The organism is Burkholderia sp. Nafp2/4-1b, assembly GCF_003635165.1.
GTDB lineage: Bacteria > Pseudomonadota > Gammaproteobacteria > Burkholderiales > Burkholderiaceae > Burkholderia.
Map to the genome: position 1 here is coordinate 56,670 of NZ_ML058628.1, position 13,929 is coordinate 70,598.

General features: G+C 66.9%; 13 protein-coding genes. 1 reads left to right on the forward strand and 12 read right to left on the reverse strand.

Annotation, left to right across the window (positions count from 1 at the left end; genetic code table 11):
• Positions 1–5: 5 nt before the first annotated feature.
• The 6 genes from C7H84_RS32370 to C7H84_RS32395 all read right to left on the reverse strand — a co-directional run bounded on the left by C7H84_RS32370 (position 6) and on the right by C7H84_RS32395 (position 5,587).
• On the reverse strand, positions 6–911 hold the full coding sequence (locus C7H84_RS32370; protein WP_121862622.1) for a LysR family transcriptional regulator: 906 nt from the start codon (positions 909–911) through the stop codon (positions 6–8).
• Between the two features lie 61 nt (positions 912–972).
• Positions 973–2,217 (reverse strand): acyl-CoA dehydrogenase family protein, encoded by a 1,245-nt coding sequence (locus C7H84_RS32375; protein ID WP_121862623.1) that lies wholly within the window; start codon positions 2,215–2,217, stop codon positions 973–975.
• A gap of 39 nt (positions 2,218–2,256) precedes the next feature.
• On the reverse strand, positions 2,257–3,015 hold the full coding sequence (locus C7H84_RS32380) for a glucose 1-dehydrogenase (protein ID WP_121862624.1): 759 nt from the start codon (positions 3,013–3,015) through the stop codon (positions 2,257–2,259).
• A 7-nt stretch (positions 3,016–3,022) separates the two neighbouring features.
• A complete protein-coding gene (locus C7H84_RS32385; RefSeq protein WP_121862625.1) occupies positions 3,023–3,787 on the reverse strand; it encodes an SDR family oxidoreductase in 765 nt (254 codons plus the stop codon).
• Between the two features lie 73 nt (positions 3,788–3,860).
• Positions 3,861–4,892, reverse strand: coding sequence for a phosphotransferase (locus tag C7H84_RS32390; RefSeq protein ID WP_121862626.1), 1,032 nt, complete (start codon positions 4,890–4,892; stop codon positions 3,861–3,863).
• A 20-nt stretch (positions 4,893–4,912) separates the two neighbouring features.
• Positions 4,913–5,587, reverse strand: a complete 675-nt coding sequence (locus tag C7H84_RS32395; RefSeq protein WP_121862627.1) for a histidine phosphatase family protein — start codon at positions 5,585–5,587, stop codon at positions 4,913–4,915.
• Positions 5,588–5,794: 207 nt separating this feature from the next.
• Between C7H84_RS32395 and C7H84_RS32400 the strand changes: the two genes are divergently transcribed.
• Positions 5,795–5,950, forward strand: a complete 156-nt coding sequence (locus C7H84_RS32400; protein ID WP_121862628.1) for a DUF3309 family protein — start codon at positions 5,795–5,797, stop codon at positions 5,948–5,950.
• Between the two features lie 166 nt (positions 5,951–6,116).
• Here the strand turns inward: C7H84_RS32400 and C7H84_RS32405 are convergent, their stop codons facing one another.
• The 6 genes from C7H84_RS32405 to C7H84_RS32430 all read right to left on the reverse strand — a co-directional run bounded on the left by C7H84_RS32405 (position 6,117) and on the right by C7H84_RS32430 (position 13,909).
• On the reverse strand, positions 6,117–7,406 hold the full coding sequence (locus C7H84_RS32405; protein WP_121862629.1) for an acyl-CoA dehydrogenase family protein: 1,290 nt from the start codon (positions 7,404–7,406) through the stop codon (positions 6,117–6,119).
• A gap of 172 nt (positions 7,407–7,578) precedes the next feature.
• The gene (locus C7H84_RS32410; RefSeq protein ID WP_240462157.1) at positions 7,579–8,253 is read right to left on the reverse strand and encodes a TetR/AcrR family transcriptional regulator; all 675 of its coding nucleotides are present in this window, start codon (positions 8,251–8,253) and stop codon (positions 7,579–7,581) included.
• A 166-nt stretch (positions 8,254–8,419) separates the two neighbouring features.
• Positions 8,420–9,904, reverse strand: coding sequence for an FAD-dependent oxidoreductase (locus C7H84_RS32415; protein ID WP_121862631.1), 1,485 nt, complete (start codon positions 9,902–9,904; stop codon positions 8,420–8,422).
• Between the two features lie 11 nt (positions 9,905–9,915).
• Complete coding sequence (locus C7H84_RS32420; protein WP_121862632.1) at positions 9,916–11,157, reverse strand: thiolase family protein; 1,242 nt, start codon at positions 11,155–11,157, stop codon at positions 9,916–9,918.
• A 25-nt stretch (positions 11,158–11,182) separates the two neighbouring features.
• A complete protein-coding gene (locus C7H84_RS32425; protein WP_121862633.1) occupies positions 11,183–12,736 on the reverse strand; it encodes an AMP-binding protein in 1,554 nt (517 codons plus the stop codon).
• Between the two features lie 42 nt (positions 12,737–12,778).
• On the reverse strand, positions 12,779–13,909 hold the full coding sequence (locus C7H84_RS32430; protein WP_121862634.1) for a DUF5938 domain-containing protein: 1,131 nt from the start codon (positions 13,907–13,909) through the stop codon (positions 12,779–12,781).
• Positions 13,910–13,929 lie beyond the last annotated feature (20 nt).

Genomic DNA, 13,929 nt, shown 5'->3' on the forward strand with positions numbered 1-13,929 from the left:
TCACATCACCGCGATTCCCCCATCCCGCCCATCAGCATCATCAACTGCTCGCGCAGCCACTGGCTGCCCTGATCCTGATCGGCGCTGCGATGCCAGTAGCAGAAGTATTCGAGCGCCGGCATCTCGAACGGCAGTTCGAGAATCCGCGCCGGATAGCGCTGCAGCAGCCTGAGCGGCGCCGTCAGCGCGAGATCGCCGCGCATCGCGATCAGCGGCGCGACCATGTAGTGCTGCACGCGCATCTGGATGTTGCGGCGCAGCCCGAGCCGCGTCAGCTCCGCATCGACGTGCCCGCTGCCCTTGCGGCGGCTCGATACGTGGATGTGACCCATCGACAGGTAGTCGTCCATGGTCAGCGTGTCGCCGCGGAACGGGTGATCGTCGCGGATCATGCACGCGTAGCGGTCGCGCACGAGCAGCGCCTGGTGCAGGTGCGGATCACCGATCAGCGGTGCATCGATCGCGATGTCGACAGAGCCGTTCGCGAGCGCGGTGGCCACTTCGCGGCGGTCCATCGTGTAGCTGCGCACGTGCATGCCGGGCGCATGCGTCTGCAGCAGTTCGCCGAGCGCCGGCAGCAGCAGCGCCTCGGTCAGGTCGCTCATGCTGAGCCGGAACACGCGTTCGGACGAGGCCGGATCGAACACGTCGCCTTCATGCGCGCTCGAATCGAGCAGCTGCAGCGCCTCGCGCACGCGGCCGACGATGTTCTCGGCCATCGGGGTCGGCATCATCCCGGCCGGCGTGCTGACGAACAGCGGATCGTTCAGCGTCTTGCGCAGCCGCGCGAGCGCATTGCTGACGGCCGGCTGCGTGAGGTTCAGCACCTCGGCCGCGCGCGTCAGGTTGCGCTTGTTGTAGATCGCCTCGAATACGACGAACAGGTTCAGATCAATCTTCGAAAGGCGCATCGCCGGATCTCCTTGCCGAGATCTTACGGCGTGCGCCAATCGTTCGTCCACGTCGCGCCGCTCAGCCGCGCGGCGGGCGCGTCAGGTACGGTTCCGTCGACCCGCGCACCGCGTCCTTGATCTCCATGCGCGCGATCGCCTGCAGGTGAACCTCGTCCGGACCGTCGGCGAAGCGCAGCGCGCGGCCCCAGGTCCACAAATCGGCAAGCGGCGTGTCGGGGCTCAGGCCCATCGCACCGAACACCTGCATCGCGCGGTCGCACACATCGGTATAAACGGTCGGCACGAGCGCCTTGATCATCGAGATTTCCTTGCGCGCGGCCTTCGCGCCGACCTTGTCGATCATCCATGCGGCCTTCAGCACCAAGAGGCGCGCCTGATCGATCTCGATGCGCGAACGCGCGATCCATTCGCCGATCGTGCCGTGCCGGTTCAGCGGCTTGCCGAACGCCTCGCGCGACTGTGCGCGGTCGATCATCAGCTCCAGCGCGAGTTCGGCCGCACCGATCGAGCGCATGCAGTGGTGGATGCGGCCCGGCCCGAGGCGTGCCTGCGCAAGCGCGAAACCGCTGCCTTCCTCGCCGAGCAGGTTGCGCGCCGGCACGCGCACGTTGTCGAACGTGATCTCGCAGTGCCCTTCCGGCGCGTAGTGATTGACCACCGTGATGTTGCGCAGGATCGTCACGCCCGGCGTGTCGCGCGGCACGAGGATCATGCTCTGCTGCTGGTGCGATTCCGCCTGCGGGTCGGTTTTGCCCATCACGATGAAGATCTTGCAGTTCGGATGCGCGGCGTTCGTGATGAACCACTTGCGGCCGTTGATCACGTAGTCGTCGCCGTCGCGCTCGATGCGCGTCGTGATGTTGGTCGCGTCCGACGAAGCGACGTCGGGCTCCGTCATCGCGAACGCCGAGCGGATCTCGCCGCGCAGCAGCGGCAGCAGCCACTGTTCGCGCTGCTCGGGCGTCGCGAACATGTGCAGCAGCTCCATGTTGCCGGTGTCCGGCGCATTGCAGTTGAACACCTCCGACGCCCAGGCCACGCGCCCCATGATCTCGGCGAGCGGCGCGTATTCGAGGTTGGTCAGGCCCGTGCCGGGCTCGTCGTCCTTCAGGTGCGGCAGGAACAGGTTCCACAGCCCTTCGGCCTTCGCGCGCTCCTTCAGTTCTTCCATGAACGACACGGGATACTGCCCCGCATGCACTTCCTCGTTCCACTGACGAATACGCGGCACGATGTGCGCATCCATGAACGCGCGCACGCGTTCGCGCAGTTCTTCCACTTTCGGGGTGTAGCCAAAGTCCATGATCGACTCCTCGAGATTCCGTGTTTCCGTTCGTTCGATTCAGAAGGCCGACACGCCGCCGTCGACGGCGACGACCTGCCCGGTCAGATAGGTGTTTTCCTTCGCGCACAGCATCAGCATCGCCGCGACGACTTCATCGGGCCGGCCGAGCCGCTTCATCGGCGAGCCCTGCGCGAGAAAGTCCTGGCGGTCGCCGATATCGCTGTCGGTGACCATCGGCGTCGTGCTGTAGAACGGGCACACCGCGTTCACGCGAATGCCGTGGCGCGCGTATTCGAGCGCGGCCGTCTTCGTGAGCCCGACCACCGCGTGCTTCGACGCCGCATAGGCGGCGAGCTTCGGCGCGCCGCCGAGCCCGGCCATCGATGCGACGTTCAGGATCACGCCTTGACGCTGCGCGAGCATCTGGCGGATCTGGTGCTTCATCCCGAAGAACACGCCCTTCGCATTCACCGAGAAGCTCAGGTCGAGATCAGCTTCGTCGGTATCGATCAACGCCTTCATCGGCGGGGCGATACCCGCGTTGTTGATGCCGACGTCGAGCCGTTCGAAGCCCGCGACCGCCGCCTGGACCAGCGACGCGACGTCGGCTTCGACGCGCACGTCGCAGCGCTGCGCGATCACGTCCGCACCGCCCGCGCGCAACTGCGCGGCCACGCGTTCGAGCGCGGCGTCGTTGACGTCACCGAGCGCCAGACGCGCGCCCATCGCGGCCAGCTCGCTCGCGAGCAGCGCGCCGAAGCCGCTCGCGGCGCCGGTGATCATCACCGCTTGCCCGGCGTAGCTGTCGAGTCTCATCGCGCGCTCAGATCGTCAGGCCGCCGTCGACGACGATGCATTCGCCGTTCGTGTAGCTCGCCGCGTCCGACACGAGATACAGAACGGTGCCTGCCATCTCGCGCGGCTCCGCGTGGCGGCGCAGCGGGATCTTCGTCATCCAGGTTTCGTAGATGTCCTTGTCGGCGAACAGCGCGCCCGCGAACTTCGTCTTCGTGAGCCCCGGCAGCAGCGCGTTCACGCGGATGCCGAACGGCCCGCATTCCTTCGCGAACGCCTTCGTCATGTTGACGACCGCGGCCTTCGTGATCGAATAGATGCCCTGACGGTCGCCCGGCTGCAGCGCATTGACCGACGCGGTATTGACGATCGCGCCGCCGCCCTGCGCCTTCATCAGCTTGCCGGCTTCGACCGACATGAAGAAGTAGCCGCGGATGTTCACGTCGACGGTCTTGTCGTACGCGGCGAGATCGGTATCGAGGATGTGCCCGAAATACGGGTTCGCGGCCGCGTTGTTCACGAGGATGTCGAGCCGGCCATGCTTGCCGCGGATCGTCTCGAACGTCGCGGCGATGTCCTCCAGCCGCCCGACGTGGCACGCCAGCGCTTCCGCGCGGCCGCCCGCGGCAACGATCTCGTCCGCGACTGCCTGGCAGTCGTCCAGCTTGCGGCTCGACACGATCACGTGCGCGCCCTGCTGCGCGAGCAGCTTCGCGATTTCCTCGCCGATGCCGCGGCTCGCGCCGGTCACCAGCGCGATCTTGCCCGTCAGGTCGAACAGATTCGTTGCCATGTTGCTGTGCTCCTCCATTGATGTCTTGTGTTGTCGTGTCGCGGCTCGGCGACGCCCGGCGATGTCCGTGCTTTCAGCGATGCGCGTCGATCACGCCGACGGCCATCTCGGCCAGCCGGCCGGCCATCGCGCCCACGCGCAGCGCCTGCTCGCTCGATGCGTTGCCTTGCAGCGCGCGTGCCTTCACGCCCTGCGCAATCGCCGCGAGCCGGAAGAAGCTGAACGCGAGATAGAAATGCCAGTCGCGAATCGGCTCGATCGCGCGCAGTTCGCAGTAGCGCGCGACGATCGCCGCTTCGTCCGGAATGCCGAGTTCGTCGCGATCCTGGCCCGCGAGCCCGCACACCTGGCCGCCCGACGGCAGCCGCAGGCACATGCAGAAGTACGCGAGATCGGCGAGCGGATTGCCGAGCGTCGACAGCTCCCAGTCGAGCACGGCCTGCACGCGATAGTCGTCGCGCGCGAAGATCAGGTTGTCGATCCGGAAGTCGCCGTGCACCAGCGCGGGCCGGCCCGTGTCTTCCGGGCAGGCCTTCGGCAGCCAGTCGATCAGCGTCTCCATCGCGTCGAGGCGCTCCGTTTCCGCCGCGCGATACTGCTTGGTCCACACGCCGATCTGGCGCTCGAAGTAGTTGCCGGGGCGGCCGTAGTCGGCGAGGCCCACTGCATCGACGTCCACGTCGTGCAACGCGGCCATCGTGCGAATCAGCGCGTCGTAGCAGGTCGCCCGATCGGCCTTCGGCAACTCGGGCAGTGCCGGATCCCAGAAGATCCGGCCGTCCTCGAAGCTCATCACGTAGAACAGGCTGCCGATCACGTCGCGGTCTTCGCAGAGGTGATACGGATGCGCGACCGGCACGGCGCTGCCCGACAACGCGCTCAGCACGCGGAATTCGCGATCGACCGCATGCGCGGATTTCAGCAGCTCGCCGGGCGGCTGGCGGCGCAGCACGTAGCGGCCGCTCTTCGCGTGCAGCAGGAAGGTCGGGTTCGACTGGCCGCCGGCAAACTTCTCCATGTCGAGCGGGCCTTCGAAGCCCGGCACGTGCGCTTCCAGATAGCGCGTGAGGCGGGCTACGTCGAGGGGCTGGGAAGGGTTCGTCATCGTCGCGATCGTTCGTAGGGTCAGCCGTAGGTGCGCCACGCGTGTCGTTCGGGATCCTCGAGATGCGGGATGCCGTTGAACGACGCCAGGTGAAACGCGTCGGCGTTGAAGAAAAACTGCGAAAGGCTGCTGTTGCGGATCTGCAGGTTCAGCGCGATCGCACTCGACGGCGGGGCGGCGAGCACCTGCTGCACCGTCACCGCGATCGGGCCGCCGGAGCTCACCGCGAGCACACGCTGGCTGCCGCCGGCGCGGATCGCGGCGCGCGCGTCGGCGACGCGCTGCTGGAAGTTCGCCCAGGTCTCGGGCGCCGTATCGCCGAGCTTGTCGTCGGCCCACAGGTGCAGCACCTGCCGCAGCGCACGAAAGTGCTCCTTCATCGAGCCGGCCACGAGCCGCGCGATCTCCGGATAGTCGCTGGCCGCCGCCGCGAACAGGCCGTGGAAGTCGTATTCGTTCAGGCCCGGATGGCGATCGACCTGCACACCATCGCGGCCCATTCCGCGCAGGATCGCGGCAACCGTCTGCGCATGCCGGTTCATCGTGCCGCAGATCACGCGGTCGAACGCCAGGCCTTGCCGCGCGAAGTATTCGCCGAGCCACGCGCCCTGCTGCTCGCCCGCGGCGGACAAACGGTCGTAGTCGTCCGTGCCGAACGATGCCTGCCCGTGCCGTACCAGAAAGAGTTCAGCCATTGCGTGCCCGCGTGAGGGAAAACCGAAGGTCCAGCATAGCTAGCGGACCTGCATTTTTGAAATTTATTTTCTGAATCGGCATGTATTCACCGTATGAATTGCCGCTATTCAAACAGTGCGCTTGCACCGGCTTTCGAGTTGCCGCCGTCGCGGCACGCGAATTGCGACCGCAACCATCGTCATGTCACCACGTTCAGGAGGGATGCGATGCTCGGTACGATCCTTATCATCGTTCTGATTCTGCTGCTCATCGGGGCATTTCCCGCGTGGCCGCACAGCCGGGACTGGGGCTACTGGCCGTCGGGTGGCCTTGGGCTGGTCGTCATCATCGTCGTGATACTGGTGCTGTTGGGTCACATTTAGGCAAAAAGGCGCGTGCCGCTCGCACGGCACGCGCCTTTCCTTGCCGTCGTCGCTTCTTTACAAAAGTAGGTGATGAACGGCAGCCCGGCGGGTGCATGCAAATCCGCATGCGAATCCGCCCGAGCGCTACCCGACCTGCGGACGGGAGGCCGCCGCCGCGCGCCCCTTACTCCCGCGTCCAGCCGTTCTGATAAAGCTCGCCGGCGAGCACGCCGAGACGCGACGCGAGCACGTAGTTCTCGCCATCCTCGATCAGCGCGGAGCGCACGTCGCGGAACAGCTTCTCGATCGGAAACTCGCGCGTGGTGCCGTTGCCGCCGAACAACTGAAACGCCTCGTGCGTGACCTTCATCGCTTCCTCGGTCACGCTCACCTTGGCCTGCGCGGTGGCATACGGATGACTCTGCGGCGACATCCGCGAGAACGCGAGGCTGCGCCGCGCGATCGCGCGCGCCATCTCCAGCCGGCGCAGCATCTCGCCGATCCGCAGGTGCGTCATCTGGTGATCCATCAGGAGCGCGCCGCCCTGCTTGCGCTCGTGGCAGTAAGCAAGCGCCAGCTCGAACGCCGCGCGCGCGACGCCGACGAATACCTGACACATGTGCGTGCCCGCATACGACCACGTTGAGGCGAGGTTGCCGAGATAGTCGTCCTTCAGCGCGATCGCGAAGCGCTTCGGCACCTTCACGTTGTCGAAATAGATCTCGCCCTGCGGCAGCGAACGCTGGCCGATCTTGTCGAGCGGCTTGCCGCGCGACACGCCCGGCAGATCGAGCGGCAGGATCATCGCGATGCCGTTGGTGAACTGGCTGCGCTCGCCTTCGCCGTAGAAACCGTCGCCGTAGTCCGCGGCCATGTAGGCGAGCGCAACCTGCGCGACCGACCCGTTCGAGATCCACGCGGAGCTCTGCCCGTTGATCACGATCTCGTCGGCGCCGACCTTCGCGGTCACGTTGCCGATCGGCTGCCGGCCGTTCGCGCCGAGCTCCTGCCGATACAGGATCGCCGCGTCGGAGCCGCGATCGGGTTGCGTGTTCATCCAGCAGCCGACCTTGCCGGTGCACATCTCGACCAGTTCCGCGCTGCCGACCGAATGCGCCATCATCAGCGGCATCGTAGCGGCACCGATCGATACGGCGAGGCCCGAGTCGCCCCAGCCGAGTTCCTCGCCGATCAGCGACTCGATACGCACGGCCGTCTCCGGCGGAAACTGCGCGATCAGTTGCGGATCGAGGCCCAGCTTCGCGCTCTCGACGATCGCGGCCCAGTATGGCGAGCCGGGGGCGATCACCTCCTCCGGCGTCATCCGGTCGAGCTCGCGCCCGATCGGCCGCAGCACGTCGCGCGCGAAGCGGTGGACCGTGTGCTGGATTGCGTTTTCCTCTTCGCTCAGCGGCGTCTCGAAGCCGGTCAGGCCGACCAGCGGCAGCGCCGCGGACTTGTTCAGACGAATCATTTCCGTTCTCCTCCTGGACTCCAGTCATGTCGACCAGGCAGCAGACGCACCCGGCCATCCCACATCTAGTAACACATACCAAACATAGGTCATCATGACAAACACAGGAAGCAAAAAAAAGACAGGGTATTCCCCTGTCCGTTCCTGACTCGCCGCTGCGCGGCTCGCGCCGTTACTTGCGCGCGGGTTCCGTCAGCGTGCCGTAGGCGATCGCGTGCGAGGTCGCAGTGAAATACGCGTCGAGCGCCTGCGAATGCCGCCCGGTCCCGTACTGCATCGCGAAGCCGTCCGCCAGTGCGATCAGCATCGTCGCCGCATGCCGGCTGTCGGCCGCGCTGAACGCCGGATTGACCGCGCGCAGCAATTGCGCGAGGTCGCGCGTGAGCGTCGCGTACCACTCGTCATAGAGCTTGAAGCATTCGGGATCGGTGGCCGCGAACGACAGGAAATGCCGGAACAGTGCGTTGTACTTCGCATCCTTCGCATCGGCGATCGAGCGCTGGATCATCTCTTCGAACACGTCGCGCGGCGACGCATCGCTGCCGAGCGCGCGCTTCATGTCCTCCAGATACGTGTCGATGACCGGCTCGATCACGGCGCGCAACACGGCGATCCGGGTCGGGAAGTAGTACTGCAGATTGCTGACGCTGATCCCGGCGGCAGCCGCGACCGCGCGCTGCGAGAATTCCAGCGGGCCGCCGTCCAGCAGCAGCTTGCGCGCGACACGAATGATCGTATTGCGCGTGCGCAGCCCTTGCGCCCGCAAACCGTCGGGATTGCTCGCTGCTGCGGTGGGAGTCGAAGTGCGCCGCTTTCGGGTGCTGCGCTGCTCGTTGGACACTGTCATTGTGTTCGTCGTGAAAATGGCGTTTCGGCTTCGTCGAAATGACGCTCCGTACCTTACGGAGCGCAAACGACTATACCCGATGCGAGCCTCGTTTTCCATCGAGCCGCCCCTGTGCCGGGCGGTTCGGCCGGATCCGCTTCGCGCGTCGCGACGAGCGCGTGCGCCGCTACATCGGGCGCACCTTGCGGTTCACGCGTTCGTCGAGCAGGTTCGCGACGCCGAGCATCGCGGTCATCGCACACCAGCGCAGCGGTTCCGGCGGCACCGACGGCGTCTTGTGCGTCAGCGTGTCGAGCAGCGGCGACTGGCCGTCGTGGATCCGCTCAGCCAGCACGCGCCCGATCAGCGACTGCGTGCCGACGCCATGCCCCGAGCAGCCGGCCGTGTAGAACACGTTGCGGTGCGCGCCGGCCGCGCCGACCACCGGCAGTGCGTCGCCGGCGAACGAGATGTAGCCGCTCCAGCACGCGCGCACCGGCACGTTGCCGAGTTGCGGAAAACGCGCGTGCAGCGTTTTCGCGAGTGCGCGATACGTGACGTCATCGGGCACGTTCGGCGTCTGCGAGCCGTACACGTAGTGCAGCCGCTTGGTCGTCAGCAGCAGCGTGTTGCGCGCGGTGAGGCGGTGGCTTTCCATCGTCAGGTGCGGCGTCACGATGCCCTCGCGGTTCGGCCAGCCCAGTGCGTCGAGCTGCGCATCGGACAGCGGCTCGGTTTCGAGCGCCGACACGCGCAACGGCATTACCTTGTCGCCGAGCAGGCCGAGTTGCGGCGTGTACGCGTTGGTCGCCAGCACCAGCACCGGCGCGCTCGCGCTGCCGCGCGCGGTACGCACGCGCACGGTCTGCCCTTCGTCGAAGCCGAGCAGCGCGGTGTTCTCGTAGAGCTTCACGCCGGCCGCGAGCGCCGCGCGCCGCAGCCCGGTCACGTACTTGCCGGGATCGAGCGTGCCGCCGCCCGGCACGTATGCGCCGAACAGGAAGGCCGGCGGAATGCCGCGCGCGCGCATCGCCGCGCCGTCGAGGAACTGCGCGGGCGAGCCGAGTTCGATGCCGGTTTCCATGCTTTCGCGCAGGCGCTTCTCCTGCGACGGATGCACGCCCGCGCGGATGATGCCCGATGCGCGGTAGTCGCAATCGATCGCGTAGTCGGCGAGCTTGCGTTCGACATAGGCGACGCCTTCGTCGTAGAAGCCGACGATCCGCTTCGCCTGCTCGTGCCCGACGCGCTTGACGAACAGTTCGTATTCGAGCCCCTGGCCGCCGGCGAGATAGCCGGCGTTGCGCCCGCTCGCGCCGTAACCCGCGAACTCGCGTTCGAGCACGACGACACTCGCGCCGCGCGCGGCCAGCTCCAGCGCCGTCGACAGGCCTGCGAAGCCGGCGCCGACCACGACCACGTCGGCCTGCACGTCGCCTTCGAGCGGCGGCTGCGCGTCGGCGGGTGCGTCGATCCAGCCGCCGATCGGCCGGTACTTCTGCAACGCGGCGTCCGCGCGGAGTTCCTCGCCCCAGCGCGCGAGCGGGCCGGACGCATCCGTCCCGGCCGCCTGTATCGCCGCCGCCGCGCCGACGCCGCCCGTTGCGCGCCCTGTCGCCTGCCCGGTCCGTCCTGCCTGTCCCGTCGCCATCACGCCGTATGCGTCGCTCATGTTCGCCTCCGTCAATCCCTGCTGAGAATGTGAATCGCCAGCGCCGCTTCCTCGATCCCCTGAAGGCCGCCGCCGTTCTCCTGGATCGCATGGCGCGCGCCCTTCACCTGACGCGCACCGGCCTCGTCGCGCAATTGCGTGACCAGTTCGTACAGCTGTCCGATGCCGGTCGCGCCGAGCGGGTGGCCCTTCGATTCGAGCCCGCCCGACGTGTTGATCGGAATCCGTCCGCCGAGCGTGAATTCGCCGCGCTCGGCCGCCGGGCCGCCTTCGCCGAGCGGCACGAAGCCGAGGTTCTCGGCCTGGATGATTTCGCCCATCGCCGACGCGTCGTGCACTTCGGCGACGTCCATGTCCTCCGGACCGAGGCCGGCCTGCTCGTATGCCTGAAGCGCGGCAAGCCGGCCGATGTGCTTGTGCGGCTCGTCGATGCGCCGACGCGTGAAGCTTCGAATCACGCTTGCGGCGATCCGGATGCAGCGGCTGCGATCGGCGCCGATGCGCTCAAGGCCTTCCTCGGTGCAGATGATCGCCGCGGCCGCGCCGTCCGACAGCGGCGCGCACATCGGCAGCGTGATCGGGTACGTGATCGGCGGCGCCGCCAGCACCTCGTCGATCGTGAACGGCTGGCGGAACTGCGAGTACGGGTTGTGCACCGAATGCGCGTGGTTCTTCGCGGATACGGCCGCGATCTGCCGCTGCGTCGTGCCGTAGGTGTGCATGTGATGCCGGCACATCGCCGCGTAGATCTTCATGAAGCGGCTGTACGGCCGCTCTGATTCCGAGCCGGGCGGCGGCTCGATCCCCTCGCCGAGCCGCGCGAGCGTCGCGAAGTTCTCGTCGACGCGCGCGACGTCCCAGCCGGCCTCGAACAACGAGAACGATTTCGCCTTGTCCGGGATGTTCATCTTTTCCGCGCCGAGCGCGAGCGCGACGTCGCATGCGCCCGACTGCAGCTCGCGCACGGCGAGGTGCACAGCCGTGCTGCCGGACGCGCATGCATTCTCGACGTTGAACATCGGGATGCCTTCGAGGCCGATCTTGCTGAACACGACCTGGCCGGGAATCGACAGCTGCCCCTGCAACGAGCCGTTGGTGATGCCCGAATAGAACGCCGTGCGGATCGCGTCGGCATGGCAACCGGCGTCGCGCAACGCGCGCTGCAGTGCCTCGCGCGCGAGGTCGTCGATGCTGCGGTCGGGATGCTTGCCGAACACGGTCATTGCGATGCCGGCGATATAGATGTTGCTCATCGTCTGGTGTCCATATCGATCGGGTTCAGATCCTGCGTTGCTGGCCTTGCCAGTACTGTTCGCGCAAGTCTTTCTTCAGCACCTTGCCGGCCGTGCTGCGCGGCAGCGCGGCGATGAAGTCCACGCTCTTCGGCGCCTTCACCGAGCCGAGCTGCGCCTTGCACAGCGCGATCAGCTCGTCGGCACTCACCTGCTGGCCCGCATTGAGCTCGACGACGGCCTTCACGGCCTCGCCCCACTTGTCGTCGGGCACGCCGATCACCGCGCAGTCCTGCACCGCCGGATGCGCCCAGATCACCTGCTCCACTTCGCTCGGATAGACGTTGAAGCCGCCGCTGATGATCATGTCCTTCTTGCGGTCGGTGATGTGCAGGTAGCCTTCCCGATCGAGATGGCCGATATCGCCGGTGTGCAGCCAGCCGTCGACGATCGTCTCGGCCGTCTTGTCCGGCGCGCGGTAGTAGCCCTTCATCACGAGGTCGCCGCGCACGCAGATCTCGCCGGTCTCGCCCTGCTTCAGCACCGCGCCGCGCTCGCCGACGATCGCGACACCGACCAGCGGATTCGGGCGGCCAACCGATGCCAGCCGCTCGTCCGGCGCCAGCTTTCCGTCGACGAAATGCTCGGCCGGCGTCAGGTACGAGATCGACGCGGGCGCTTCGGTCTGCCCGTAGCCGCCCGTCATCACCGGGCCGAACACCTCGATCGCGCGCTTGAGCTTCTCGATCGACATCGGCGCGGCGCCGTACAGGAAGTAGCGCAGCGACGAGAAGTCGACCTTTTCGATGCCCGGGATATCGAGCAGACGGTAGATCACGGTCGGCGGCAGGAAGAACTCGGTCACGCGATGCTTGACGATCGCACCGAGCAGCAGCGCGGGGTCGGGCTTCGGCAACACGACCACCGTACCGCCGCGTGCGGTGCACGGCAGCGACATCATCCCGGCGGTATGCGTCATCGGCGCGGCCGCAAGGTTCACCGGCCGCGCGTCGCCATACGACATCGCGATCATGAAATTCGCGAAATACGTCTGGAACGAGCGGTGCGTGTTCATCACGCCCTTCGGCAAGCCCGTCGTGCCGCCGGTGGCCGACAGCGTGACGACGTCGTCCATCGCGTAGTCGACGACCGGCGGCGTGGCCGGCTGCCCGTCGCTCCACGCGGCGAGCGACGGCGCCCACGGCAGTTCGGCGTCGATGCACACCCACAGCCGAACCTTCGGCAGGCTCGGCCGCAGCGCGTCGATCGCGTCCGCGAACGCGTGGTGGAAGAACAGCACCTCGCAGTCGAACGCGTCGAGCACGTACTGATTCTCGGTGGCCGCATTGCGGCCGTTGACCGGGATATACGCGAGCCCCGCGCGCCACATGCCGAGCGCGCAGCTCCAGCCGATCACGTCGTTGTCCGCCCACACCGCCGCCTTCGCTTCCTTCGCGAAGCCGGCGGCGAGCAGCCCGTTGGCGATGCGGCACGACAGCTCGCCGATTTCCTGGAACGTGTAGCTGCGCTCGTCCTGGATGTACGCGATGCCGTCGGGATTGATGCGCCACCCGCGGTCGTAGAAATCGATAATGGCCATGTCACGTGTTCCGTTGAATGAAGATCGGCGCGGCGGCGGCGCTCACAGTTGAGTGACCGTGGCGCGCGCGAGCCCGCGCTGCTCGAGGAAGCCGAGCAGGTAGCGATGGCCGAATGCCTTCGAGCCCGACGCGAAGCCCGTGCGCGCGGTATCGCCGTCGAGCAGCTTGTGCACGCCGGCCGCGTGAATCGCGCCCGTCGAAATGTACGGCGTGACACCGTGCACGGTCGCGCGCACCGACGCGAGCTGGCCGCGGCCGATCGCGAAGTCGACGCTGCGCTGGATCGTCGTGCGCTCGCGCGGCGGCATCGTCGGCGTGGTCGATGCGACCACCTGTTTCAGCACCTCGTCCTGCTGCTCGCGCGGCAGGTGCTTGTATTCGGCTTCCCACTTCTGCCCGAACTGGTGCACCAGCTTCATCACGTTGTTGTCGTAGAAGCCCACGCAAGAGATGCAGCTGCGCACGCGCGAATCGCGCTCGAAGTAGACCGGCAGCGACGTGCCGCCCCACGGCAGGCAGAACACCGGCTGCATGAGCTCGGGCGTGGCCACGGTGAACGACGCGTCCGCCGCGTGCGGCACGAGCGCCTTCTCCCACAGGTAGCAGGACTCGTGGCGCGCGCCGTCGAAGATCGTCGCGGTCGAGCCGATGCTCACGCCCGCCGCGCCGCGCGGGCCGCGCGTCAGCGTGGCCGTTTCCAGCGCATCGATGCCCGGCGTTTCGAGCGCGAGCTCGGCGGCGATCTCGGCGAACGTGTACATGTACGCGTTCGACGACGACACCAGCAGCCCGGCCTGGCGATACAGCTCGCCGAACTCGTCGCGCACCTGGCGGATATACGACTGCTCGCCGGTCGTATCGAGGTGGTGGCAGCCGGCCTTCAGCGCGGCCTCGACGCCGACGAGCCCGAAGCTCGAGAACGGCCCGACGGTATTGCAGACCACCTTCGCGCCGCGAAATGCCTTCACCAGCGCGTCGACGTCGTGCTCGGCCTCGATGATTTCGTATTGCGCGGATTCGAGGCGCACGACGCGCTGCGCCATCATTTCCTTCGCGCGGCCCGCGTTGCGTGCGACCGCGGTGAACGGGATGTTCTGGTCGATCAGCCAGTCCATGATCAACATGCCGGTGTAACCGCTTGCGCCATAAACGACGACGGGGTGCTTAGCCATGGTTGTCTCCTGAAACGTGA